General features: G+C 45.5%; 23 protein-coding genes. 10 read left to right on the forward strand and 13 right to left on the reverse strand.

The window, feature by feature from the left end; genetic code table 11:
• Window positions 1-73: 73 nt before the first annotated feature.
• Entirely contained in the window at window positions 74-1,378 is a 1,305-nt protein-coding gene (locus U9J37_RS14410) for an inosine/guanosine kinase (RefSeq protein ID WP_005471325.1), read from the forward strand.
• A gap of 39 nt (window positions 1,379-1,417) precedes the next feature.
• Here U9J37_RS14410 and U9J37_RS14415 read toward each other — a convergent pair whose 3' ends face one another.
• Entirely contained in the window at window positions 1,418-2,026 is a 609-nt protein-coding gene (locus U9J37_RS14415; RefSeq protein ID WP_005471238.1) for a beta-phosphoglucomutase family hydrolase, read from the reverse strand.
• Between the two features lie 143 nt (window positions 2,027-2,169).
• Here U9J37_RS14415 and U9J37_RS14420 point away from each other — a divergent pair, with 143 nt between their 5' ends.
• The gene (locus U9J37_RS14420; protein ID WP_322414162.1) at window positions 2,170-3,930 is read left to right on the forward strand and encodes a methyl-accepting chemotaxis protein; all 1,761 of its coding nucleotides are present in this window, start codon (window positions 2,170-2,172) and stop codon (window positions 3,928-3,930) included.
• 55 nt (window positions 3,931-3,985) lie between these two features.
• Here U9J37_RS14420 and U9J37_RS14425 read toward each other — a convergent pair whose 3' ends face one another.
• The 3 genes from U9J37_RS14425 to U9J37_RS14435 all read right to left on the reverse strand — a co-directional run bounded on the left by U9J37_RS14425 (window position 3,986) and on the right by U9J37_RS14435 (window position 8,921).
• Window positions 3,986-7,138, reverse strand: a complete 3,153-nt coding sequence (locus tag U9J37_RS14425) for an efflux RND transporter permease subunit (protein ID WP_005471417.1) — start codon at window positions 7,136-7,138, stop codon at window positions 3,986-3,988.
• A gap of 10 nt (window positions 7,139-7,148) precedes the next feature.
• Entirely contained in the window at window positions 7,149-8,261 is a 1,113-nt protein-coding gene (locus U9J37_RS14430) for an efflux RND transporter periplasmic adaptor subunit (protein ID WP_005471424.1), read from the reverse strand.
• 99 nt (window positions 8,262-8,360) lie between these two features.
• Window positions 8,361-8,921 (reverse strand): GNAT family N-acetyltransferase, encoded by a 561-nt coding sequence (locus U9J37_RS14435; RefSeq protein ID WP_005471216.1) that lies wholly within the window; start codon window positions 8,919-8,921, stop codon window positions 8,361-8,363.
• 512 nt (window positions 8,922-9,433) lie between these two features.
• Here U9J37_RS14435 and U9J37_RS14440 point away from each other — a divergent pair.
• A complete protein-coding gene (locus U9J37_RS14440; protein ID WP_005471252.1) occupies window positions 9,434-10,561 on the forward strand; it encodes a fatty acid desaturase in 1,128 nt (375 codons plus the stop codon).
• Window positions 10,562-10,607: 46 nt separating this feature from the next.
• On the opposite strand, the gene U9J37_RS14445 is transcribed toward U9J37_RS14440, so the two are convergent.
• The 5 genes from U9J37_RS14445 to U9J37_RS14465 all read right to left on the reverse strand — a co-directional run bounded on the left by U9J37_RS14445 (window position 10,608) and on the right by U9J37_RS14465 (window position 13,672).
• On the reverse strand, window positions 10,608-11,021 hold the full coding sequence (locus U9J37_RS14445; protein WP_005471321.1) for a GFA family protein: 414 nt from the start codon (window positions 11,019-11,021) through the stop codon (window positions 10,608-10,610).
• Window positions 11,022-11,032: 11 nt separating this feature from the next.
• The gene (locus U9J37_RS14450; RefSeq protein WP_005471410.1) at window positions 11,033-11,572 is read right to left on the reverse strand and encodes a GNAT family N-acetyltransferase; all 540 of its coding nucleotides are present in this window, start codon (window positions 11,570-11,572) and stop codon (window positions 11,033-11,035) included.
• A gap of 17 nt (window positions 11,573-11,589) precedes the next feature.
• A complete protein-coding gene (locus tag U9J37_RS14455; RefSeq protein WP_005471204.1) occupies window positions 11,590-12,849 on the reverse strand; it encodes a DEAD/DEAH box helicase in 1,260 nt (419 codons plus the stop codon).
• A gap of 35 nt (window positions 12,850-12,884) precedes the next feature.
• Window positions 12,885-13,457, reverse strand: a complete 573-nt coding sequence (locus U9J37_RS14460; RefSeq protein ID WP_005471340.1) for an acyl carrier protein phosphodiesterase — start codon at window positions 13,455-13,457, stop codon at window positions 12,885-12,887.
• 92 nt (window positions 13,458-13,549) lie between these two features.
• Window positions 13,550-13,672 carry a hypothetical protein gene (locus U9J37_RS14465; protein WP_005471320.1) on the reverse strand — a complete coding sequence of 41 codons (123 nt, stop codon included), beginning with the start codon at window positions 13,670-13,672 and terminating at the stop codon, window positions 13,550-13,552.
• Between the two features lie 343 nt (window positions 13,673-14,015).
• Between U9J37_RS14465 and U9J37_RS14470 the strand changes: the two genes are divergently transcribed.
• Window positions 14,016-15,218: an aromatic amino acid transport family protein gene (locus U9J37_RS14470; RefSeq protein WP_005471284.1), complete on the forward strand. Its 1,203-nt coding sequence runs from the start codon at window positions 14,016-14,018 to the stop codon at window positions 15,216-15,218.
• Window positions 15,219-15,279: 61 nt separating this feature from the next.
• Here the strand turns inward: U9J37_RS14470 and U9J37_RS14475 are convergent, their stop codons facing one another.
• Window positions 15,280-16,458, reverse strand: coding sequence for a hypothetical protein (locus tag U9J37_RS14475; protein ID WP_005471307.1), 1,179 nt, complete (start codon window positions 16,456-16,458; stop codon window positions 15,280-15,282).
• A 268-nt stretch (window positions 16,459-16,726) separates the two neighbouring features.
• Between U9J37_RS14475 and msrB the strand changes: the two genes are divergently transcribed.
• Entirely contained in the window at window positions 16,727-17,857 is a 1,131-nt protein-coding gene (gene msrB, locus U9J37_RS14480) for a peptide-methionine (R)-S-oxide reductase MsrB (protein ID WP_416200460.1), read from the forward strand.
• 137 nt (window positions 17,858-17,994) lie between these two features.
• Window positions 17,995-18,732 carry a MipA/OmpV family protein gene (locus U9J37_RS14485; protein WP_005471323.1) on the forward strand — a complete coding sequence of 246 codons (738 nt, stop codon included), beginning with the start codon at window positions 17,995-17,997 and terminating at the stop codon, window positions 18,730-18,732.
• 39 nt (window positions 18,733-18,771) lie between these two features.
• On the opposite strand, the gene dbpA is transcribed toward U9J37_RS14485, so the two are convergent.
• Together dbpA and folE are read right to left on the reverse strand one after the other, a co-directional pair.
• Window positions 18,772-20,148 (reverse strand): ATP-dependent RNA helicase DbpA, encoded by a 1,377-nt coding sequence (gene dbpA / locus U9J37_RS14490; protein WP_005471355.1) that lies wholly within the window; start codon window positions 20,146-20,148, stop codon window positions 18,772-18,774.
• A gap of 111 nt (window positions 20,149-20,259) precedes the next feature.
• A complete protein-coding gene (gene folE / locus U9J37_RS14495) occupies window positions 20,260-20,913 on the reverse strand; it encodes a GTP cyclohydrolase I FolE (protein ID WP_005471197.1) in 654 nt (217 codons plus the stop codon).
• 163 nt (window positions 20,914-21,076) lie between these two features.
• Here folE and moeA point away from each other — a divergent pair, with 163 nt between their 5' ends.
• The 4 genes from moeA to U9J37_RS14515 are packed head-to-tail and all read left to right on the forward strand — an operon-like array spanning window position 21,077 to window position 24,257.
• The gene (gene moeA / locus U9J37_RS14500) at window positions 21,077-22,312 is read left to right on the forward strand and encodes a molybdopterin molybdotransferase MoeA (protein ID WP_005471326.1); all 1,236 of its coding nucleotides are present in this window, start codon (window positions 21,077-21,079) and stop codon (window positions 22,310-22,312) included.
• Between the two features lie 9 nt (window positions 22,313-22,321).
• Window positions 22,322-23,071 (forward strand): molybdopterin-synthase adenylyltransferase MoeB, encoded by a 750-nt coding sequence (gene moeB, locus U9J37_RS14505; RefSeq protein WP_005471178.1) that lies wholly within the window; start codon window positions 22,322-22,324, stop codon window positions 23,069-23,071.
• 36 nt (window positions 23,072-23,107) lie between these two features.
• Entirely contained in the window at window positions 23,108-23,413 is a 306-nt protein-coding gene (locus tag U9J37_RS14510) for a hypothetical protein (protein WP_005471218.1), read from the forward strand.
• 16 nt (window positions 23,414-23,429) lie between these two features.
• Window positions 23,430-24,257, forward strand: coding sequence for a sulfurtransferase (locus U9J37_RS14515; RefSeq protein ID WP_005471296.1), 828 nt, complete (start codon window positions 23,430-23,432; stop codon window positions 24,255-24,257).
• A gap of 37 nt (window positions 24,258-24,294) precedes the next feature.
• On the opposite strand, the gene U9J37_RS14520 is transcribed toward U9J37_RS14515, so the two are convergent.
• A complete protein-coding gene (locus U9J37_RS14520; protein WP_005471298.1) occupies window positions 24,295-25,587 on the reverse strand; it encodes a glycoside hydrolase family 18 protein in 1,293 nt (430 codons plus the stop codon).
• Window positions 25,588-25,620: the final 33 nt, after the last annotated feature.

Below are 25,620 nucleotides of genomic sequence, written 5' to 3' on the forward strand. Positions count from 1 at the left end.
TATGTAATAAAAGTGAAAGCAATCCTTAACCTTTGTGATATGATGCAGCAAAATTTCCAACTCATACCTCAAAATGAAATTTCCTGGTCAGCGCAAATCAAAGCACTACTTTCCTACACACGCTCGTGATCCATTAATAAATCAGATGAAGCAAACCCCTAAGCTTTATCGCCCGATTATTGTTGGTGTGGGTCAAACCATCGTTGATATCGAAGCTCGTGTAGACGATGAGTTCTTAGCGAAATATGACTTGAGTAAAGGGCACTCTCTCGTTTTGGAAGAGAGTAAAGCTGATGCACTCTATGACGAACTGGTTGAGCGTGGCTTAATCACTCATCAATACCCTGGTGACACCATAGGTAACACCCTACACAACTACTCTGTACTTGCAGATAGCAAATCGGTGTTGTTAGGCGTTATGTCACGCAACATCGAAGTCGGTTCGTTTGCTTATCGTTACTTGTGCCGTACTTCTTCTCGCATGAACTTAAACCACCTACAAATGGTAGAAGGTTCGATTGGCCGTTGTTACACGCTGATTTCAGATGACGGTGAGCGTACGTTTGCCATCAACGAAGGAGAAATGAACAACCTACGCCCTGAAAGCATTCCTGATGATGTGTTTGACAAAGCATCTGCGCTTGTTGTCTCGTCTTACCTTATGCGCGGTAAGCCTGAAGACCCAATGCCAAAAGCCGTAGCGCGCGCTATTGAAATCGCTAAGAGCAAGAATGTGCCTGTGGTTCTTACACTGGGTACAAAATGGGTCATTGAAGGTAACGCCAAATGGTGGCAAGAGTACATCAAAGAGAACATTTCCATCGTTGCGATGAACGAAGAGGAAGGTGAAGCTCTGACTGGTGAGTCCGACCCACTATTGGCCGCTGACAAAGCGTTAGATTGGGTTGACTTGGTGCTCTGCACGGCTGGTCCTTCAGGCCTTTATATGGCGGGTTACACGGAAGACAGCGTTAAGCGCGACACAGAGCTCCCTTTGTTACCGGGTAACATACCTGAATTTAACAAGTATGAGTTTAGCCGAGCAATGCGCAAAGCCGACTGCCAAACACCATTGAAAGTTTATTCTCATATCGGTCCTTATTTGGGCGGCCCACTTGAAATTAAAAATACAAACGGTGCGGGTGACGCGGCGCTTTCTGCACTTCTGCATGATATGGCGGCAAACAGCCATCACTTGATGAATGTCCCTAATTCATCTAAACACGATCAGCCATACTTAACCTACTCTTCTCTTTCACAGATTTGTAAGTACGCAAACCGTGTTAGCTACGAAGTTCTCACGCAGCACTCTCCTCGACTAGGGCGCGCATTGCCTGAACGTGAAGATAGCTTAGAAGAAGCGTATTGGGATCGTTAATCATATTAAAGCCGCGTTATGCGGCTTTTTTAATCGTACTTACTTTGAATTGGGACACGGGTAGAAAACCAGTTGATCACCTTCAACCATAATGCAGTCCATCCCTCCAGAATGCGCTGCGCGCTTGCCAAGCTCAGTATCCTCAAAGACGACACATGCGTTTGCGCTAACACCAAGTTGTCTCGCTGCCTCGAGAAATGTATCAGGGTTTGGTTTGTGATTTGCAACATCGGTAGCGGTGACGACAGCATCGAGCTTGGGCAGTAACTCGGTTTGTTTCAGCAGTGCAAGTGCACTTTTGCGTTGGCTTCCCGTACCGACCGCAAGTTTTTTCTTTCCGTAAAAGTGTTCTAGCACTTCCTTGGTACAAGCGATCACCTCTCCTTTATTATCAATTTCTGAAAAACAGCGCATTTTAAATTTCGAGACTTCATTTGGGTCGAGAGAAAGATGATGCTCTTTATTGATTTCTATCGCAATTTTATAACTCGGCATTCCGCCTAAACTATGTAACCACGCTTTGGTAAATGGGAAATTAAAGTAATCTGATGTTTGTTGCCACGCTTCTAGGTGGGCGGGCATGGTATCGATTAACGTTCCATCCATGTCGAAAATTAATCCTTCATACTTTTGTATTAGATTCAGCATCTTGTATTCAATCCTTGAGCTAATCTATAACGATAAATAGATTAACACTTTTGCAATAAGTTAAATTGATATAATTGTAATTACAGACTACCATCAGCTTAAATACTCATAATGTTATAACTTTGACTTATTTAGGTAATCTCATGAATATCAAGAATAAACTATATTCATTGGGTGCAGTAGCCGTTTTAGGAGTGGTTTCCGTTCTTTTGTCCACTTCTCACTTTGCCCAAACGACTGAACAACTCAACCAAGCAAACTTATTAGTAGCTAAGTTGGAAATACGCCTGCTAAATTTACGACGCAATGAAAAAGACTTTTTACTCAGAAAAGACATGAAGTACTTAGACAAGTTTAATGACAACATGGACAAATTTTTGGATACGCAGTCGCAGCTAGCCAAAATTCTTACCGAGCATGACCTCCCCTCTAGTGCGCAACTCCGTACAGACATCATTGATTATCAAAACGGTTTTACCTCATTGGTTAATGCCTACAATCAGCATGGATTGAACCCAGAAGATAAATTGCTGGGTCGATACAATGCTGAGCTTGAAAGTGTTCGACCTAAATTAAACAGTGACCAACTGGTGAACCTTTTCGAATTTAACAACAATGTTCAAACTGGTTCATTAGATACATCTCTTATCCCGAGTGATGCCACTGCACTATTAGCTGCCGCCAAAGCCTTGATAGCGCAAAAGACGACGATAGGTCTTAAATACAATATTGGCTTACTTGGCGATACTCGTGCGCTCTCACACACGGTTGAAGAACAGTTTAAATCCTTCTCTCAGGCACTAACTTCGCAAGCGCAAGAGACTCAGGAACGTTTGGCTAACTTTAAGATGATAGTAACTGGCTTTGTTATCATTCTGATCCTATTAATCATTTGGCAAATCTCACGTTCTATCAATACGCAAGTTGCGAGCTTGCTCTCCATCATTCAAGAAATTGCGCGCTCAAACAATGTCTCTTTGAGAGCCAATTTAGGTGGTAACAATGAGTTGGTTGCGATATCCAACTACTTCAACCGCTTGTTAGATAAACTTGAGCAGCTAATCGCGGGGACTCAGAGCAAGTCTGCTGAGCTGTCACAAAGCACTTCTAATATGCATGACGAACTGCAAAATGTTATCGAACAGTTTAACGTTCAAGCAGACCACACCACCACGATGGCAACGTCTGTTCAAGAAATGGTGTCCACGATCAATGAAATCTCAGAGAGTACTGCAATCGCGGTAGAGGGCGTGCAACAGGCGGCAGTCAATGCTGAAAACGGCCGTAAAGTGGTGAAAACAACGGTTAAGAATATCGATCAATTATCGTCAATTTTGGGTAACAGTCAGCAATCTATTGGCTCATTGAACAACCACGTGGATAAGATTGGTGATGCCGTGAACATTATCCAAGAAATCGCGGAGCAAACTAACTTATTGGCACTTAACGCCGCTATCGAGGCCGCACGTGCGGGTGAACAAGGTCGTGGCTTCGCCGTCGTTGCGGACGAAGTTCGCGCATTGGCAAGCCGTACACACCAATCTACGGAAGAAATCACTAAAGTGGTGACGGACATTCAATCTCAGATGTCTCAAGTGGTGACGGATATTGATCAGTGTAATGAACAAGGGCAAGCGACACTCAAAGCGTCAGACTCTCTCGATCTTAGCCTGACTCAGATTATCGATGATATGACTAACATCCAAGCGAATTCTGAGCGCATCGCTTCTGCCATTGAGGAGCAAGGTATTGTGATGAATCAAGTCAGTGAGTCTATCACTGAACTTAATGTTATCTCTGATGGCAACATGCGCTCTGCTCAGCAGTGTCTGACAGAAGTCGACCGCGTATCGGCGCAAGCCACTGAAATGGATCACGCAGTCGCAGAGTTTAAAACTTCATAACTGATTCGCAACGTGTAAAAAAGCCCGCTTAATTGCGGGCTTTTCGTTTTAGTTGTTACTCATCATCCAATGGAACCATCTTGGTATTACCACCGTGTATCTTCTCTCGCTGGCGCTGAACAACAGCATAGAAACCAGGTATCAAGAAGGTGCCCGCCAACAATACGCAGAGTAGACCACCAATCAATGAGATACCCAACGAGTTCTGGCTCACGTGCCCTGCACCTGAGGCAAAAATCAGCGGGAAAATACCTAAGATGAATGACCACGATGTCATATTCACCGCTCGGAAACGCAGCTTACCACCATGTACCGCAGCTTCATCGATTGGCACATCTTTCTCTTCTCGCTCAACTTTGGCGAATTCCACAATCAGAATTGCATTCTTTGCGGCGAGCGCAATCAACAACACTAAGCCAATTTGCGCATATAAATTGAGCGGCGTTCCCGTCAAATTAAGTGCTAAGAACGATCCCAACGTAGCAATAGGCACCACCAAGATTATCGCCAACGGAATACTCCAACTCTCATATTGAGCAACCATGAACAGATAGATAAATATCAGTGCAAGTGCGAATGCAAAGATCGCTTGGTTTCCAGCAAGCACTTCTTGATAGGCCAATCCAGTCCACTCATATTGATAGCCATGAGGGAGAACTTCTGCCGCCACTCGCTCCATTGCAGCAATGGCATCACCACTTGAATAACCCGGTGCTGGTTGACCTTGGATAATGGCACTACGGTACATGTTGTAACGCCAAGCGACATCTGGTTCAAAGATTTGCTCGTAACTCACCAAGGTACTAAGCGGCACCATCACGCCTTGTGATGTTCGAACGTGGAAGCGCTCTAAATCATCCATGCTGCTACGATGTTCACTGTCGGCTTGCATCGTTACGCGAAAGTTTTTGCCAAACATCGTAAAATCATTCACGTAGAGCGAACCTAAGTTACCCTGTAGCGTTTGGAAGATACTTGAAAGTGGCACTCCCAATTGCTGCGCTTTCTCTCGGTCAATGTCCACATAGTAATGGGGAACATTGGCACGGAAGGTACTAAACGTATAGGCGATTTCCGGTTGCTTATTTGCCGCTTCAATCACCTGCCCCATGACCATTGCAAGATCGGTGCGACTGCGACCTAGGGTATCTTCAAGAACAAATTCGAAACCAGAAGCTGCCCCCATACCAGGTACCGCAGGAGGCCCCATCGCAAAAACAACCGCTTGTGGTAATTCCATCGCGGCACGGCCATTGATGCGTTGTGCTATCGCAGTTGAAGAGTGATCGCCTTCCAACGCATTACGCGTATCCCAGTCTTCCAATTTGATAAACAGTGACGCACCGTTTGACGCAGCAGCGCCTGTCATAAAGGCAAAGCCATTTGCTACAGTGACACCATCGACACCGGGTTCTTGTTCAACCATATCGACTAACTGCTCGGTCACTTCTTGCGTTCTCGACAAGGACGCCGCATCTGGGAGTTGGACATTAACCAGCAGGATTCCTTTGTCTTCTTGAGGGACAAACGCCGTTGATGTCGTTTTCGCGAAGAAGGTCACCGCCGCAATTGCGACAAGGAAAAACGCCCCAAGCAACATGGCTTTTTTGACCAAGAAACCCGCTACCTGACCGTAACGGTGAGTGATTTTTTCTAACCCTTGATTGAATACAGCGAACCAACGCGATGTGTTTCCACCCCCTTGTTTCAGTACCAATGAGCACAAAGCCGGAGACAAGGTTAGCGCGTTAATTGATGAAATGACCACAGAAATACAGATCGTTAAAGCGAACTGACGGTACATAATCCCTGTAATACCCGGCAACATCGCCACTGGTAAGAACACCGCAAGCAGCACCAAGGTCGAAGTAATGATCGGCCCCGTCACCTCTTTCATTGCAATCAACGTCGCTTTACGTGGACTGATACTTGGGTCTTTTGCCATGGTGGTATCGACATTCTCAATCACGAGGATCGCATCATCCACCACGATACCGATAGCCAGAATCAAACCAAACAAAGTCACCGTATTGATGGTGAAGCCAGTCGCTTGCATCACAGCAAACGTACCAATTAGTGACACAGGGATTGCAACAACAGGAATCAAGGTTGCTCGAGCACTGCCTAAGAACAAGTACGTCACCGCAATAACCAGCAAAATCGCTTCAATAAGTGTTTTAACAACGCCTTTGATTGATTCAGCAACGAATAGCGTTGTGTCATAGCTTGCTTCGTATTCCATCCCTTCAGGGAAGTTAACACTCAGTTTATCAAGCATTTCCACAACAGCTTGGCCACTTTCCAGTGCGTTAGCATCAGATTGAAGCGATAACGTTACAATTGACGCATCTTGACCACGATACTTGCCGCTGCCGTCGTAAAACTTTTTACCTAGCTCTACACGAGCCACATCTTTGAGGTAAACCGTTGAACCGTCACTATTTGCTCGCAAGACGACGTTTTCGAACTCACCAACGCTTTCAAGACGCCCTTTGGTCACCAAGTTAAACTGGACTTCTTGAACATCATTGTAAGGCGCCGCACCAACACGGCCTGCAGCAACTTGCACGTTCTGCTCAGCGAGCGCTGCGTGTATGTCTGACGTAGTCAGTTTTAGGTTCGCCATCTTCTCAGGATCTAGCCAAACACGCATGGCGTATTCGCCGCCGCCGATGACGCTTACTTCACTGATGCCTTTCACTCGAGCAAGCTGATCTTTTACATTCAAGTTAATGTAGTTAATCAAGAATTGATCGTCGTATTTTCCGTCTGGTGAATAGAAGTTAAGCACCATTAACAGGTCAGGAGATCGCTTCTTAACCGTTACACCGACCATCCTCACTTCTTGAGGAAGCTTCGACTCAATCTGAGAAACGCGGTTTTGAACGTTGACTTGCGCCATATCAGGATCGGTCCCAACATCAAACGTGACGTTGAGGTTATAAGAGCCATCGTTGGCACTTTTCGAAGACATGTAAATCATGTCCTCAACACCATTGACCGATGTTTCTATTGGATCTGCGATAGCTTGCTCAACCACCTCTGCACTGGCACCCGTGTAGTACGCCGTGACGCTTACTGACGGAGGGCTTATTTTAGGGTATTCAGCAACAGGAAGGATCGCCAACGCGATCGCTCCAGCTAAGGTTAGTATGATGGAGATAACCAGCGCAAACTTTGGACGCTGGATAAAGAATCGACTTAACATTTAAGCTCCTTTATTCTGCGTCTGTTCGCACAGGAACACCGTTACGTACTCGTTGAAGGCCTTGGGTAATCACCTTATCCGTGTCGGCAATTCCACTACGGATAATAATTCCTCCTTCAACTTGATGGCCAAGTTCGACATTGCGGCGTTCCGCAACGTTCCCCTCTGTTACTACCATTACAAAGTTACCTTCGAGATCGGTTTGCACTGCGCGGCGCGGAATCACCAACGCATCTCTCGCCTGCTTTTCTTTGAGTTCAACACGAACATGTTGACCGGGTAATAATCGTAGCTCTGGATTAGACACCACTGCGCGCATTGATATAGTGCCTGTATCTAAGTCAATTCGGTTGCCTAAGTAGTCAAGTTGGCCTGCATGTGGGAAGTATTCCCCATTTTCCAACACTACTTTAACTTCAACGGAGTCGGCTTCGTTGGCAGAACGACTAGTCACCTTGTCCATCCCCATTTGCAAACGCTCTCGTTCACTGATGCTAAAACTTGTATGGATTGGATCAAGACTCACTAATGTCGTTAAGATGCCCGACTGTGGTGACAACAGATCGCCCGTGCTGACTTTACTTTGTGCAATCCGACCAGAAAATGGAGCACGAATTTCGGTGTACGACAGATTCACCTCTGCAAGATGAAGCTGAGCTTTAGCCGCTTCAACCTGGGCTGTTGCGCCTAATAAGGTGGCGTTAAGATTATCGAATTCTGATTGCGAAATACTGCCCTTAGGGAGTAAGTTTTTGCCGCGCTGAAAGTCCAGTTCTGCTTTTTTAAGTGCTGCATTGGCTTGTGCAAGCGTCGCTTTTGCAGTCGCGACCTGAGCTTGGAAAGAGGAAGGTTCAATCGAATAGAGCAATTGGCCCTGCTCGACCATTTGGCCTTCGTCAAAATGACGTTGTTTCAAATAGCCAGTGACCTGAGCAGTAATGTTGGTGTCTTCAACCGCTTCTACGCGGCCAATGTAGGATTTGCTCGCTTGATGCTCAATAGTTTTCACTTGTTCCGCAACAACAAGTGGCGCTGGCGCTTGATTGTTCCCTTGGTTTTGTTCACCACATCCTGATAGTAAAATTGCACTGGTTAGTGCAGACAATAGCAGTGTTTTTTTCATGAATAGACCGTTAGGTAATATTTAAAGAGGCTTGGCCAAATTACCTAACGGGCTACTATGTTGTGTCCGAAGAATATCAGAGGAAGGAAGTTAAGTGTTTCAATTTGTTACTAAACTGGATTTGGCGTGAGCCATGATGTTTTCAAGCATAATCTCGGGGGATTTCCAGCAATAGACCAATTCAGTGACTTGATTACCGCAAGGGGCGTTCCAGAGTCTTTCTTGCGCATTTTTTCCGCCAATATAGTCATAAAACTCTATAGCCTGGAGGTTATCTTTCATCACTTCCAAGTAAACGCCATTATCGGGAAAATATTGATGAATCCACTTCGCCATTTCTTCAATCAGGATAGAACCTAGCCCTTTCCCTCGATAGGCATCGTCAATATGCAAAGCATCAATAATGGTGCCTTTTTCAAAATCATGATTGCCAAAAGCGCAAATAAATCCGCACAGCAGTCCCCCCTCTTCAATTAAAATCACGTGTTGATTAAAGGGAGGGTTGATAAGGCGAGTTTGCCAAACGGCTAAGCGTTCTTCTAATACTTCATTTTCTAGATACTCTTTACCAAGAATACCTTGGTAAAACTGCTTCCAGCTTTGTGCGTGCAGCGTAGCGATACGTTCGTAATCGCTATATTCAGCTACTTTTAATTCCATTTGTAGTCCTTATTACGTCCTGTTAAGGATTGTATACCTCTTCATACTATTAAACATTTAACAAAAAGCCAATAACTCTGGAACAAAAGCGTGTTGCAGCCGTCGCAACGCGCTCGACTTTTAACGATGATTTAGGGGCTGTTGATCTTTCGAGCTGATTTTTGCAGCAGTTTGTGGGAAATTTCTACAAGGCAGAGGCTTTGAAGTGTAGCTAGCCTACATGAAAAGCCGATAACGCAGTAGAAATGAACCACAAACGCTGCCCGAAGGGTTCGGCTACGCGCCCCGGACTAAAATCGTTTTATGCTTTGTTAACGGGTATTTACTTAGAATGACTAGGCTACACAACCCTTGCCGCGCCTAAAACGATTTTGACTAGGCGTCCCCATCCGAACAAAATTTAACCGCGAAAGGTTAACAGACCCTAGTCACTTTTTGATTTCCTTTCATTTGACTTACACGTGTACGCTGATATTCTAGCGTACAATTGTTAGCTGAAAGGAAATCTATCCATGTCCACCGAGCGTAAACCGCCACTGATATGGCTCAATATCGCTATTTTTCTCTTATCATTTCTCGTCGCTCTCGTCGTCGTTCCTTGGTATGGTTTTACGACAGGATATGGTGTTGAGCACTTGATTTGGTTTATCGTCGCATTTTCATTCTGTAACTTGTCGATCACGGCGGGTTACCATCGTCTCTGGTCACACAAAACTTATGAAGCACACGGACTGCTGCGATTTATTTTTGCTATTGGTGGGGCGTTTGCTCTACAAAACAGCGCGCTTCACTGGAGTTCAGACCATCGAATCCACCACAAACATGTAGATCACAACGACAAAGACCCATATTCAGCTAAACGCGGCTTTTGGTTTTCACACATTGGTTGGATGCTGCGTGAGTACAACGCAAATACCTATTCCGATTACAGCAATTGCCGCGACTTACAGAAAGATAAAATCGTGATGTGGCAGCACAAGTACTATATTCCAATCGCGATCTTAACCAACGTTGGAATCCCACTTGCTTTAGGCATTGTTTATGGTGATGTCCTTGGTATGCTGTTGGTTGTGGGTGTTCTTCGATTGGTTCTTAGCCACCATTCCACCTTCTTTATTAACTCACTGGCTCATATTTGGGGCAGCCAACCCTACACAGACAAAAACACCGCTCGTGATAATGGCGTGTTAGCATTCTTTACCTTTGGCGAGGGATACCACAACTATCACCACATCTTCGAGAACGATTACCGAAATGGCATTTATTGGTGGCAGTATGACCCAACGAAATGGCTAATTAAGAGTTGTTCATGGCTAGGTTTGACTCGTAAATTACGAGTGACGCCCAAGCTCAAAATTGAAAAAGCGCGCGCTAAGATGTGTCGTGAAATCGCACAAAGAAAAATCGAAAACCTACCCAATGCTTCACAGCTTAAAGAGGCATTAAATCGAGAGTTTGAACAACTGATCACTAAAATGAGTAACTACTATGAGATCAAGAAACAAGTTCTTGAAGCGCAAAAGAGTAGCCTGACTGAAAAGTACGAATGCTCATTACTTAAACTGCGCTATCAACATCTTAAACAAGAGCTCAGCTCACAACGTAAACGCTGGAAAATGCAGTTAGCCCAATACGCATAACACCAAACATTAAAATGGGGAGCACAATTGCTCCCCATTTTGTTTTCTAAGGCTGCTTATCAAAGCACACCGTCCCTTCATCTAACGTAAGCCAGGACTGCTTTTCACTCACCCAGACATGTGCTTGAGGGGCAAACTCCTCGGAGACTTCACTGCCCACAGGTTTTAGTTTGAGTTTTACTGTTTCTGGTGCATCTGGGTTGTAGTGGTAGATGCGATTACCACATTGAGGACAAAATTTCGCATAATTCTTGTTGCCACTTTCGGCTAAGCGCTCCCACTGTGACATCTCACCACGAAATTCTACGTCTTCGGTATTGCACACCGCCGTAACGCTATATGGGCTTGTTGAGAGCTTTTGGCATTCTTGGCAATGGCAGGCAAAGACCTTCATTGGAGCGCGTTTAAGTGTGTAACTGACTTGACCACACTGACATGCTGCTGAGACTGGAAATTCCATTGAGTGCTTCCTTATCGTTTATTTATTAGACAAGTAAACTCTATACAATTTATCGGCTTGCTATGCAACCGCGCGTAGTTTTCCACGATACGAACTTTGACAAACCCATTGGTAGTAAGAACTTTTCGTGACGCCATGTTGTTTTCATCGGCATAAGCAAATAACCGCTTGATCCCTTTACGGCTCAGTTCGGTTATTCCCTTATTCAACGCGATCGTCGCAACACCTTTGGAAACAGAGTGTTGGCCAACACGGTAACCAACATGAGCGGTGCCTTTTTTTAAATCAACGTTGGTAAAATTGAGACGCCCGATGATCTGGCCGCTATTATCTTTTATCAGCAATGGGAGCAAACGGTCACACTTGAACTCAAGTAAGAACTCTTGAATGTGCTGAGTAACCCCCTCCAACGAGTAAAAGTCTTGCTCTCTCGGGGGAATAAACTGCTCGAACCAAGTTTGATTTTCGATCTCAAACGCGAGCAGCTGCTCTACATCACTCAAGTTAAGCAATGTGAGTTTGATGTCCGCTAACTCTCTTTTACTGGTCATAGCCATTACCTTGATGGTTAGCGTTTCTTGCCTCGATTCGCGTGAATTTTCAATTTTGCCTTCATTTTACGCTTGTCAGACGAGCGACTCTTTCTTCGCGGTGAACGTTCTGGCTCGACTTCTTCTACTAAACTTGGCTCAAAACCTTGTAGCCATTCTTGCGGTAAACGCGTGTCCAAGAGACGTTCAATCGCTTCAAGTAAGTAGTGTTCGTCGCGACTCATAAAGGAGACCGCGAAGCCCTCTTTGCCAGCTCGGCCAGTACGACCGATACGATGAACGTAGTCTTCTGCTTTATACGGCATATCGAAGTTAACCACTTGCTCTAGCTCTTGTATATCAAGACCTCGAGCGGCGACGTCAGTTGCGATCAGAGCTCTAATTTTGCCTGCTTTGAAATCATCAAGCGCTTTCTGACGCGCACCTTGGCTTTTGTCACCATTGATTGATGCCGCTTTAATGCCATCGAGTTTTAGCTCTTTAACCAGCGCATCACTGCCCTGCTTGGTTTTGGTAAAAACCAAGACTTGCTGCCAGTTTCGAGAGCCGATCAAATACGCAAGGAGCTCCGCTTTACGTTTTTTGTCAACGGGATACACCATCTGTTTGACGGTTTCAGCGGTGCTGTTTGATGCAGAGACTTGTACCTCAACCGGTTCAGATTGAAGCTTGTAAGCGATGTTCTTTATTCGCTTATCAAACGTCGCGGAAAAGAACAGAGTCTGTCTAACGGCATTAAAACGCTTAAGAATACGTTGGATGTCAGGCATGAATCCCATATCTAACATGCGATCCGCTTCGTCGAGCACCAAAAACTCTGACTTAAGAAGGCTCACGTTTTTACAAAACATATGATCGATTAAACGTCCCGGCGTTGCGATCAGAATGTCGCAACCTTGTTCCAAATTACGAGTTTGCACATTCATACTGGTACCGCCGTAAGCAGCAACAATTTTTAGTTCAGTTGCTTGTGCGTATTGAACGAGATTGTCGAATACCTGCTGAGCAAGCTCGCGAGTCGGAACCAGAACCAAGGCGCGAACGTCATTACTTTGTGGATCGCGTTTTGCCTCAGACTCGATTAATTTTTGGATGATCGGTAAACCAAATGCCGCCGTTTTTCCCGTCCCCGTTTGAGCGCCGGCTAAAACGTCTTTCCCCTCCAATACGTGAGGAATAGCTTGCGTTTGAACCTCTGTGGGTTGCTCAAAGCCGAGTGAAGATAATGTGGAAAGTATGGTTGGACATAGCCCAAGTGATTCAAATTGCGTCGACATGCGTGTTACCTATAAATGCAAGGTCGACGATTCTATCAGAATCTCTTGCTCGCAGTTAGTACATCGGGATACAGGCGGGCAAATAGTTGGCTTAGTTGCTCATAATTCTGCTCCAAATAGGGAGTACATTCTGTCAATTGTCCCATTCGTGTCGAACGACGTGACATTCTTTCTAATGCGTAGCCAATATTATCTAGGCTTTGATAAGACTCTAACCAACGCCCTTCCCACATCAAACCGTTAATTCGTTCAAATCGTTCAGGTAATCTGGTTTGCGTAGCGTTAACTTGGCGTTCGGCATGAGTACAAAATAGCTCAAGAGACAGGTGGTGAAAAGCGTCCCAATCACGTGCAAGACAATGGTCCCAAAACATGTCGAGTGCAATGCCAGAGAATCGGCGCGGGCCTTGGGGAAACAACCCTTTTGCTTGTTTGACTAGGGGGTGATTGTCGGTAAACCCATCTACGAAACGATGCAGGCGAACGCCTTGTACAATGGACGGTTGATATTTCCCTTGCGGATCGCCTTTAACAAAATCACCCAGCAAGTTCCCTAACAGGCTCGACTGACAATAATCCGCAATGTGTAAATGGGCAAGATAGTTCACATGATTCCCAGATTGTTATCGCTTGGCTTATAAAAGCACAAAGCCAGCGCGATTGCACTGGCTCATTCTGGTAGCTAGGCACGAGCCTAGGCTTATTTATTGAAGATTTCTTCTGCTAATGCTTCGATTGACTGTTCGTAGTCTGAAAGCTCGAAGCCAATTTCCATTGCATCTAGCAGTTCTAGGCATTCTTCATTTTGTGTTTGGTCACTCATTCTGACCTCCTTTGATAAACAACTTTATAGACCTGCTTACAAGTCTCACCTTGTATATGTGGGCTATTGTTCCTTTTTAAACCTCTTATATGACAGTTTCGTGAAAGTGCAAAGTAATTTTTTATCACGCTTTGACTGCAATCCCATGAAACCGTTTGCAATCAAACATCACAAGCTGCTGTATATATAAGTTTACATCCATAGCAATAAATCTGTACATTTTACTTGAAAGTGTTCTTTTATTTTTACACAATGCACAAAACTAAGGATTAATGGCTAGTTTCAGTTTATTCACTAGCCATAACAGCTAAATACACAACCAATAATGTAAAGAATTATATACATGACTAAATCAAAGGTTTTCGGTAGTACTTTGATCATCGCAGGCACCACCATTGGCGCAGGCATGCTCGCCCTTCCTCTTGCTTCGGCAGGCATCGGTTTCACCACATCACTCGCTATCATGCTAGGTCTATGGGCATTGATGGCGTATACCGCGTTATTGATGGTTGAGGTCCACCAGCATGCTGAACAAGATGCGACTTTACATACGTTAGCAAACCAGTTTCTCGGCAAAAAAGGAAAGTGGGTAGCAAGCTTTGCTATGATGTTCCTGTTTTACGCCCTTTGTGCTGCTTACATCGCCGGAGGTGGTTCACAGTTTGGTGAGCGTATTCAGGCATTCGTCGGGATCGAGGTTTCTTCAACGACTTCTACACTCCTCTTTACCTTAATCGTTGCAAGCGTTGTCACGATTGGCACAGCAACCGTTGACAAGGTAAACCGCGTTTTGTTCTTGGTTAAAGTGGTGGCGATGGCACTTGTGCTGACGTTTTTGGCGCCAAATGTGACTGAGTCTTACCTGTTAAGTATGCCTGTCGAGCAAGGCATTGTGATCGCTGCAATCCCTGTCATTTTCACTTCGTTTGGCTTTCACGGCAGTATTCCTGCTATCGTAAACTACTTAGACGGACACACTCCATCGCTTCGCAAAGCCATTGTCATTGGCTCTGCCATTCCTCTCATCATTTACGTGTTTTGGCAAGTGGTTACACTTGGAGTCGTAAACCAACAGACGCTACTTGAGAATCAAGGCTTAAGCGCATTGATCGGAACTCTCTCTCAAACCGTTCATCAATCTAACCTCAGCCAAACCATCGGGATCTTCGCAGATCTTGCGCTGCTGACCTCTTTTCTTGGCGTAAGCTTGGGTTTGTTTGAGTTTTTAGGGGACACCTTGAAGAAGAAGACAAACGGCGGCTCTCGCGTGATGACCGGGTTAATCACCTTCCTGCCACCCATGGGATTTGCGCTGTTTTACCCACAAGGATTCATTATGGCACTTGGCTATGCAGCGATTGCCTTGGTTGTATTAGCCATTTTCCTACCAATTTTGATGGTGCGAAAAGCTCGTGTTGACGCACCTAAACATCTTTACCAAGTTAAAGGCGGCAATGCGGGGCTTGTCGCGACGAGCGCGGTCGGCGTCGTTATCGTGTTTGCTCAAGTGCTGATCACTGTAGGTCTTTTGCCATCACTTGGCTAAACCTCGTTATACACTAAAGAGCCCTCAATAAATCGAGGGCTCTTTTTCTTTGCAATTTAGTCTACAAAGTCACGGTTTGATCGGTGAATTGAATTTTCTCAATATTCGATAGCGTGTTTGCGCCATCACGATCAGAAATCGTATCTATTAAGCGCACTTGTCCGCCACTATCACGCTCTATGGTGTAGTCAGCCCTCACCCCACTGGCGACAACCGTGTTTTCACCAGAATTCCCTTTAATAATATTGTCATACTGATTAAGTTGAACGTCGCTGTCATTACTTCCAGACAACGTCAGTTTTGTTAGGTACTGAGAATGGTGAGTGTACGGAGCTTTCACATCAAATCGCATTTTGAACGTGCCTGTAAAGGAATCGTCAATGTAGGCATCGTAGGTGAGTGTTTTGGCAAATATTTGCTCAGTGATCGCCTTTGCATTTGAATCTAGGGTATCGAAGTCTTGTCGAGTTTTCACTTTATACATCCCCCACATACCTTCCCCTTGGAAAGCCCCCCAAAGACCATAGTAACTGTCGATAACAGCAGCAAAGTACTCTTGATCAACACTCACTTCATCTTGCCACTCTTTTAATGTATCGGCTGGTGGATTGTAGGCAATGTGTAGCGATTGCTGCTGAATCGTATTGAACCTTTTTGCAAAGATAGGCAACGCCATTTCGTTTTCTTCTGGTGAGTTGTAAACACCAATTCCGTAATCATGAACAAGATGCAAAATTTCCTCGTATGACGCATCTCGATGTTCGTTGTAATCTTGGTTTACGTACCACTTACCTCCCTCTACCTGAATTTCTTCCTCAAATAAGGGCTGCCCTTCGAGATCATCGTTATATTTGGGCGCATCATGGTAGTTCATCAGCTTTAACACGGCGTGATTGTTAGCCATCGTGTTGGCTATCTTGGCTTTTTGAGCAGCTCGACCAAATTCAGTCTCAGGCACAGGCTCCAGATAGTGTTTAAGGACATTCACTGCTTTTACAATTTGGTGCTCAGTTAAACGATCCATGATCAAAATATGAATAGACTTTCCGTTTGGCGCTTTGACGCCGACATAACGGTCGTAACCCGCTCGCGAATAATCAGAAAACTGCGCTGGAACTGACTCTATGTTTACCCCGTGAACAACATGAGGCTCAATATTTGTCTTGGACGTATTGTCTGTACTATTGCACCCTGCGGTTAGCATAGCGGCGAACAGTAGCGTTGTGGTTATTGTTTTCATCACGGCCCTCAAATAAACCCAATCAAAATTATTTATAATCCATTGACTTGGAGTTTATTGTGATTCATCGCGTTCGCCGACAATCCCATACATATGCTTACATACTGGTTGCACGTAGAGACAGTCTTTCATTCAGCAACGATTTCTCAGCGCTCTCCCTTTGTCAGTGATCTGGGCACGTTAATATGACTACAAATGAGAAAGTGAAATTTTTTCCAAGATAACTCGTTCTTATCTAGCGATAACAAAAACAATCGATGAGGTTGATATGAAAGTGAAGTTGAAATTTGCCCTTCCATCCGTTGCCTTGCTGGCACTTATGGCATCATTTTGGGGCAGCGCTAAGGATGGCTCGGGGCAACCGTTAAAAGGCTACGAGGTGGCTACGCTAGCGGGAGGCTGCTTTTGGTGTACTGAGTCGGATTTAGAAAAACTCCCAGGCGTTTTAGACGTTGTATCCGGGTACTCTGGTGGTGAGTTGGAAAACCCAACATACAAACAAGTCTCATCGGGTAAAACGGGTCACATCGAGGTCATTGAAGTGAAGTATGACCCAAAAGCCGTCAGCTATGAGCAAGTCCTTGACCAGTTTTTTCGTCACATCGACCCGACCGACGATCAAGGTTCGTTTGTAGATCGAGGTCGACATTATCGACCAGCTATCTTCTATCACAATGATGTTCAAAAACAAATTGCTCAGCGCTTTATGACCGAGATAGATGAACTCGGTATCTTCAAAAAACCGCTTAAAACAGAACTGATTGAGTTTGAGAAGTTTTGGCCAGCAGAAGAGTATCATCAAGACTACTACAAGCGTAATAAAATCCGTTACAACTACTATCGCTACGCATCCGGTCGTGACCAATATTTGGATGGTATCTTTGGTGAATCTCGTAAAGATGATCCAAAAACGTTACGCCAATTAATCGATGAGAAAAAAGCCGTTTCAAGCATTAAGCCGTACGCAAAACCTTCGGACGACGAAATCAAGTCCAAGCTGTCTGAATTGCAATATTACGTCACTCAAGAGGAAGGCACCGAACGAGCGTTCCGTAACGAATATTGGGATAATAAGCGTGACGGCATCTATGTCGATATTGTCTCCGGCGAGCCCTTATTTAGCTCCACCGATAAATACAAATCGGGCACAGGTTGGCCGAGCTTTACGAAACCGATCAACGCAGGTTACATTGTCACTAAAACTGACTATCACCTAGTCTATCCAAGAACGGAAGTTCGTAGTCGATTTGGGGATTCCCACTTAGGTCATGTCTTTAAAGACGGACCTGCGCCAACAGGGCTGCGTTACTGCATGAACTCTGCTGCAATGCGTTTTATCGCTAAAGAAGATCTCGAGAAAGAGGGCTACGCTGAGTACCTTTACTTGTTCGACAGTTAATCCATCCAAACGTCGATGAATTGGCCAACTTTCGAGTTGGCCTTTTTGTTTAGGCATTGCCCAGAAGATTTTTCAGCTTCGATGCAATTATTTTTGTTATTGACCGTTCTGATATTTGTAGATTAAAGGAGAAATCTATGACTATCACAAAACCGGGCTTACTGCTCGCCTCTACCGCTTTTTGGCTTTGCTTTACTACCCACGCGCAAGAGCAATATTACGATTTCGGCTTTATCGGCGGCAGCGTCAATTATGGTCAAACTGTGTTTTCTGACAAAGACGAAGCTGGTATCTCTGCCGAACCCAATGTCTTTTACAATGGCCAGTATGGATTTATTGATGGCAGTTTAATCAATGTTTCGGTTCTGCCTTATTTTGGCCTCAGTGGAAACTGGCGCTTTGCACAAGTCTCGGATGATTTCGATGACATTCCATCAGGTATCGACAATCGAGATGGCAATGGTGAGCTTGGTTTTACTGTCGGTACCGTCGGGGCACGCTTGACATACTTACACGATGTCACGAGCGAACATAATGGTTACGAGGTGCAACTACATTTAGGTCGAACTTTGGATTTGCCCTTCAACGACATCACGCTTACGCCTTACATCGAGGTCGATTATCTAGACAAAAAGCTTTCTCGCCACCTCTATTCGATTTCCGCCGATGAGTCTCGTTTATCGGGCTTAGACGAGTATGACTCAGGCAGCAGTTGGGTTTATCAAGCTGGGCTTATCAGTATTTATAATCTGTCTGAAAACTGGTTGGGGTTAGCCAAGTTAGAACTTGAACATCATGATAGCGACTCACCCTTAATTCAACGCGATCTCGGTTGGTCTGCCAGTCTTGGTGTCACCTACAAGTTCACCTATTAAAAAAGGAGCCAAACGGCTCCTTCTTATCATGTCACTTAATTACTTCATGATGCGCGCTTTAAAATTGCGCCCTTTCATTTTTCCAGTTTGTAGCTGCTTTAACGCTGGTTTTACGATGTCGTGCTCCACCGCAACGTAAGAAACCATTGGCAAAATGTTGATCTTGCCAATCTTTTTACCATCGAGGCCAGCTTGTTTGGTTAAAGCGCCGAGGATGTCACCCGCACGCACTTTCTGTTTTTTCCCACCCAGAATTTGGATCGTTTGCATCTTAGGGTAAAACGGGCGCTCGATTAGTTTCTCAGGCAATTCTGATGGTGAAACTGCGATATCCATGTACTCATCAATACGAGCAACGCGGTACTCTTCTTTTTCACTATAGAAGCTAAATGCTACCCCTTTCGAACCAGCACGACCTGTACGACCAATGCGGTGGACGTGAACTTCTGGGTCTCTTGAGAGCTCGAAGTTAAACACCGCATCCAAGTTGTCGACATCTAAGCCTCGTGCAGCGACATCTGTTGCCACGAGAATCGAGATACTTTTATTGGCAAACATGGTCAATGCCTGTTCGCGCTCGCGCTGTTCCATATCACCATGCAACTCAACCACACTAAAACCGCGGTGGCTCAGTTCATCGGTCACGTTTTGGACCTCTTTTTTGGTGTTGCAGAACACAACTGAAGATTCAGGTTTATGCGTTAGGAGTAGCGCTTCGAGGGCATCATCGCGCTCCTCAGTGCTATTTAGCTTGAAGAATCGTTGCTCGATGGTGCTTTTCTGGTGCGTGGATTCCACTTTGACCATTTCAGGCGCGACCATCACTTTTTCCGACAACGACTCGATGTTGTCTGGGAATGTCGCACTAAACAGCAGAGTTTGACGCTTACTAGGCGCCGCTTCAATAATGGTATCAATGGCTTCTTCAAAGCCCATATCCAGCATTCTATCGGCTTCATCTAGCACCAGCGTGTTAAGCTCTTTGAGACTGATACGCCCTTTTGACATATGATCAAGAATACGACCTGGCGTCCCCACTAAAATATGCGCGCCATGCTCCAAAGAGCCAATCTGTGGCCCCATTGGCATACCACCACAAAGGGTAAGTACTTTGATGTTATGAATACCGCGCGCTAGGGTACGGATCTCTTTCGCCACTTGGTCGGCAAGCTCTCGTGTTGGACACAAAACCAAAGTTTGTACTCTAAAGCGGCTAACGTTTAGGTTGCTCAACAAACCCAGCGAGAATGTCGCGGTTTTACCCGAGCCGGTTTTACCCTGCCCGATCACATCTTTCCCCGCGAGAACCAAAGGCAATGCCTGTTGCTGAATGGGTGTCATCTCGGTGTAGCCTAGACTATCCAAAGTTTCAGTCAGTTCTGGTCTTAAGTTGAGCGTTTTGAATGAAGTTGTCACAAATTTACCTTGTATACTACGCGTAATTTACAGTGTGAATAACGCGATTTAAAAAGTAAAAACCGCCTCATAATGGAAGCGGTTTTTGGAAATCAGTTTACCGAATCTTGCCTAGCGAATGCCGTGTAAAAACTCATGGCGTGTGGCTGGATTCGATTTAAAAATACCACCTAAAGCCGTCGTAGTTGTCTCGCTAGTTGCATCCATCACTCCACGAGACTTCACGCAGTAATGCGTTGCATCGATCGTAACAGCAACATCATCAGACTCGAGCAAGGTTTGCAGTGCGACCAAAATTTGCTGAGTCATTCGCTCTTGCACTTGTGGGCGTTGAGCGAAGAAACGGACAATACGATTAATCTTAGATAAGCCGATAATCTTGCCACGCGGAATGTACGCGACGGCGGCACGTCCATCAATGGTCACTAAATGGTGCTCACACGTACTCGTGACTGTAATGTCTTTTACACGCACCATTTCACTGACGTTCATTTTGTTTTCAATGACGGTGATTTTCGGGAAATTGGAATAATCTAAACCAGAGAAGATTTCATCAACGTACATCTTGGCAATACGGCGTGGCGTTTCTTCTAAACTGTCATCCGTAAGGTCAAGCTCAAGCAAAGAGAGAATCTTGTGCATGTGATGCTCAATTTTCTGTTTCTTCTCTTCACGATTGAACTGATTAGGCACCATCGGTGTCTCTAATCCTCGGCTTTCTAGCGCATCTTTTACCAACTTCGCGGATTCGCTAAGACCAGACATTCCAATTCCTCTTATTTACCCCTTTAGGATGGCAGACAAGGATACTCGGATTTTTGAATAATTACACCCATATTTTACTGGGGGTCATTATTGCCACGGTCTATTATGTGGTAAAGTGCTTGCCAATAAACACTCTAATAAAATAAATAATTAGGATTTCGATATGGGCTGTTGTGACGCTCCTGGCTTGATGCCACTTGAAGATGCGATGGAACAAATGCTATCGCCAATCAAACCAATCCAAACTACCCTACAATTGCCGCTTGCCGAAGCTATCGGCTACGTTTTAGCAGAAGACATTCTTTCCCCGATATTCGTTCCTCCTTTCGATAATTCAGCGATGGACGGCTACGCAATTCGTATTGCCGATTTACAAGCCAACAACGTTATGCCTGTTGCGGGTAAATCCTTCGCCGGGCAACCTTTTGAAGGTGACTGGCCAAACGGCCACTGCGTTCGCATAATGACGGGCGCGAAAATCCCAGATGGCTGTGACGCGGTCATCATGCAAGAAAACACCGAAGTAACCGATTCAGGTATCCAATTCAATCAAACCGATGTGAAGCCGCAAAACAATATTCGCCCTACCGGTGACGATATTAGTCAAGGTGACGTCGTATTGCCGGGTGGTTCTCGCCTAACCTCACGTGACATTCCGATGATCGCGACGCTGGGTATTAGCCATGTGACCGTCGTTAGGAAACCTCGCGTTGCGTTTTTCTCAACTGGCGACGAACTTAAGCCTCTTGGCGAACCTTTGGATGAAGGTCAAATCTACGACAGCAACCGTTACGGCATTAAGCCACTCATCGAGAATTTTGGTTGTGAACCTATCGACTTGGGTATCATTCCCGATTGCCCTGAGAAACTAAAAGCGACCTTTGAGCAAGCGCAGTCACTGGCTGACGTTGTCGTGACCTCTGGCGGTGTTAGTGTCGGAGAAGCCGACTACACCAAAGACATTCTCGAAGAGCTTGGACAAATCGGCTTTTGGAAACTGGCCATTAAACCTGGTAAACCTTTCGCCTTTGGCAAACTGTCTACCGCTTGGTTCTGCGGCTTGCCGGGCAACCCTGTCTCGGCGGTGTTAACCATGTACGTTCTTGTTCAACCGATGCTTGCAAAACTTGCTGGACACACTGAATGGAAAGCACCGGAATCGATCCCTGCAATTACCAAAAGTGCGTTCAAGAAAGTACCTGGCCGCACAGATTATCAGCGCGGTATCTATCGCATTGAAAATGGTCAGTTTGTGGTTGAAACCACAGGCAACCAAAGTTCAGGCGCCTTCCGCTCCATGAGCTTAGCCAATTGTTTTGTCGTATTGGAGCGCGAGCGTGGTCGTGTAGAAGCGGGAGAAACCGTGAACATTCAACTGTTTAACTCAACCTTATACTAGGAGCATCCATTGGAGATTTTATCTGACCAAGAGATGCTGCGATACAACCGTCAGATCATACTCAAGCAGTTTGATTTTGAAGGGCAAGAGGCGCTCAAACAAAGCTCTGTGTTGGTGTTAGGCACTGGTGGATTAGGCTGCGCGTCAAGCCAATATCTTGCAACCGCTGGCGTTGGCAAATTGACCCTAGTGGATGATGACGTGGTAGAGCTGTCTAATTTACAGCGCCAAGTACTTCACCATGACTCAGACATTGGTAAAAAAAAGGTTGAATCCGCGGCCGATGCACTAAAGGAGCTCAACCCGTACCTCAACGTTGCGACGGTTGATAAGCGACTGAGCGACACTGAACTGAAAACGCTGATCGAGCAACACACCTTGGTGCTCGATGCCTCAGACAATGTCGACACACGCAACCAACTCAATCGCCTTTGCTACGCGGCTAAAGTGCCTCTTGTTTCCGGCGCAGCCATTCGAATGGAAGGTCAAATCAGCGTCTTTACTTATCAAGATGCGGAGCAGCCTTGTTATGAATGTCTCAGTGCGTTGTTTGGTGATGGCGCGTTAAGCTGTGTTGAAGCCGGAGTCATGGCGCCGGTTGTTGGCATTGTTGGCGCAGTGCAAGCAATGGAAGCCATCAAGGTCATCGCAAACTACGGTACCCCTAAACAAGGGAAGATACTAATGCTTGATGCGATGACCATGTCTTGGCGTGAGATGAAGTTGATGAAAATGCCAACTTGTTCAGTATGTAACTAAACGCATTTTTGCTAACGATAAGGCGGTAATGTATTGATGAATAACCCTAAAATCTATCTTGTCGCCTTATTGTTTTGTTCGCTGGTACTTGTTGTCACGCTCTGGCTAAAACCCCAATTTAATAGCGAAACCATTCAAGCAACTGTCATTTCACAGACTGTCACTCAATCGTTAGATGGGCATCGGCGTTACCTCAACGTGGAAACGGAAGATGCTCAAAACCTACTTGTCCAATCTGACGCAAAAATCGACTGCCCCGAAGGTTCGACTGTTACGCTGAAGCAACAAGCGGGCGTCTTTTCCAACGTCGTTTCCTACGCCGTTATAAAGTGCAAGCAATAGTAGAAAAGGAATCTCTATGTCACCACTCGTTACACCGCAATGGGTTGTTCAGCAACTCGACAATCCTAACTTGGTGCTTCTTGATGCCAGCATCAATTTTCAAATCCCCGGAGAAGTCGAAAAAGACACCGAGAACCTCATTCCAAACACGCTGAGGTTTGATTATGACAAAGAGTTTTGCGACATCGACTGCGATCTTCCCCATATGATGCCATCTCAAGAACGATTCATTGGCTTAGCTCAAGAACTCGGTTTAAACAACGAATCAGTGATTGTGGTTTATGACAATAGCGGAACGTTCGCATCGCCTCGAGCATGGTGGATGCTCAAAGCTATGGGGCATGAGCATGTTTATGTACTTGATGGCGGCCTTACAGAGTGGAAGAAACAAGGATTCGACACCGTACAGCAGTACGACCAGCCGCATAAACTCGGTAACTTCACAGGAACACTTAACCCGAGTTACTTTGTCGATTCGACTTACGTTCTTAACCAAATCGATAACCCTGCATCCCTTACCGTCGACGCACGCTCAAGGCAGCGCTTCAACAAAGAAGTGCCCGAACCTCGTGCTGGCGTTCGTGGTGGACACATTCCAAATTCAGTGTGCCAACCTTTTGCCGAACTGATGGACGGACACAAGCTAAAACCAGTTAACGAGTTGCGAAAAATACTCTCTTTATCATTGAGCGACGATAAAGAAGCCACCATATTCAGTTGTGGTTCAGGCGTGACGGCTGCAATTGTGTTACTGGCGGCGCACTTGTGCGGTTATGAAAATTTATCCGTTTATGACGGTTCTTGGACTGAATGGGGACAAAGAGAAGAGTTGCCAATCGAATAAAAGAATAAGCCCCAGCATTTCGCTGGGGCTTGTGTTTCTACTGAATTTCTTTGTTCATCACTTCGACCAAGGTACCACTTGGGTCTCCAGACAGCTCCCAAGTAAATATACCGCCTAGCTTAGACTCTTTAGCCCACTTCGCTTTGGCCTTGATAGAGCGCTGATCTTCAAATGAAATAAACACTTTCTTTTCTGGATTCCACAGATACGGCGCTTGCGCTTGCTCATCGTATTTGTATTGGTAGCCCTGCTTCGCACCATAGTTGTTCACCAGATCCCAAAACATAAAGTAGCCGTTTTCTCCAGTGCCGAACTGCGCACCGCTATCTGAAACGAGTTCTCCGTTTGGCAACTCACCGTTGTACGCTTGAGTGCCTTGCCAGCCTCTACCGTAGAAAGCCGCGCCGATAACCAGTTTCTCACTCGGTATGCCCTGCTCAATCATTTGATTAATGAAGACATCGGCGCCCATTCCCCACCAACTGCGTTCAGTAGCGTGAAGATTGGTCGTGTGGCCAGTTTGCTGCCCCCAACCACCTAGGAAGTCGTAAGTCATGGCAAACATATTGGTCAAATACGGGCTCGCGGTTTTCCAATCAATTTGTTGCGCTTTAGCGCCAACGCCTACAGCGGTTGACAGTTCATATTCGCGCTTGGTTTGGCTCGCGAGTTTGTCTAACTCACCACGCAAAGATTTGACAAGATGGTTGAACGCCTCCCTTTCAGTTGCTTTTTGCTCGTCAGATAACTTGGTTGCTGGATTCCACGGTGAGGTTGTAAGACCACCGCCGCCAGGGTATTCCCAATCCAAGTCTATTCCGTCAAAAAAGTCATACTTTGCAATAAGCTCAACCGCAGTTTTTGAAAAGTGTTCGATCGCTTTCGGATCTTTTGCCATGGCATGGAACGGTTCTGACATTGTCCAACCACCGAATGATGGCAAAATTACCAGATCTGGATGAGTTTGTTTTAACTGCGCGAGCTGGGCGAAGTGGCCCTTGTAGTCAACCTCTACTGACACCGCACCAAAGTCTTCTTTTAACGCGGCCTGTTGATCGACAACAATCGCGGTAAATGGTGCTTTGCCTTTACAGTGTTCTTCGACTTGTTTTTGAATCGCTTCACTCGCGCCAGTGTGAGGACCACACATACTCAGAAATGCGTAAATGACATGGGTAAGGTTATCTGCGGGGATATCTTTGACTTGGTAAGGATTATCGGGGTTACTGTATTGCCAATCAGCAAAGTAGCCCGCGACAACTTTATCTTGTGCGTGAGCTGATAAGCTCATCACACTTGCCAAGGCGGCAGCAGCGATTGTCTTTTTCATTGTATTCTCCTTGTTAATCTGATTACCAATTAA

The sequence above is a fragment of the Vibrio sp. 16 genome (assembly GCF_963681195.1).
In the GTDB taxonomy this organism is placed as follows: Bacteria; Pseudomonadota; Gammaproteobacteria; order Enterobacterales; family Vibrionaceae; genus Vibrio; species Vibrio sinaloensis_D.